Source organism: Sodalis-like endosymbiont of Proechinophthirus fluctus (assembly GCF_001602625.1).
Lineage (GTDB): Bacteria > Pseudomonadota > Gammaproteobacteria > Enterobacterales > Enterobacteriaceae.
On sequence record NZ_LECR01000079.1, the window covers coordinates 1 to 533 of the forward strand.

The window sequence follows — 533 nt, forward strand, 5'->3', positions numbered from 1 at the left end:
GCCGGCGCCCGAAGTGCGCTTTCTAGAACGCACCGGTCCGATTCGGGTCTTAGTGATCGGAGGCAGTCAAGGCGCGCAGGTGCTGAATCAGACCATGCCGGCGGTCGCCGCCCGTTTGGCGGGCACCGTAACCCTATGGCATCAGGTAGGCAAAGGAGCGCTGGATGAAGTCAACCTAGCTTACGCCGCGGCTGGCGAGACGCAGCACAAGGTGGTGGAATTTATCGACGACATAGCCGCCGCCTATGCCTGGGCGGATGTGGTGGTGTGTCGCGCCGGCGCGCTGACGGTGAGCGAAATCGCCGCTGCCGGTCTGCCGACGCTGTTTGTGCCATTTATGCACAGAGATCGTCAGCAGTATTGGAACGCGCGTCCTCTGGAGCAGTCCGGCGCAGCGAAAATCATCGAGCAGCAGGCCTTTACCTCCGAGCGGGTCAGTAACGTGCTGGCAGGTTGGGATCGACCAGCGCTTCTGACTATGGCGCAGCGCGCCAGGGCGGCAGCTATTCCCGATGCGACAGAGCGGGTGGCTC

1 protein-coding gene is annotated in these 533 nt (G+C 63.0%); it reads left to right on the forward strand.

Annotation, left to right across the window (positions count from 1 at the left end):
* Nucleotides 1-533, forward strand: a 533-nt coding sequence (locus BG74_RS07810) for a glycosyltransferase (RefSeq protein WP_305809588.1), incomplete at both ends; no start/stop codon positions are given.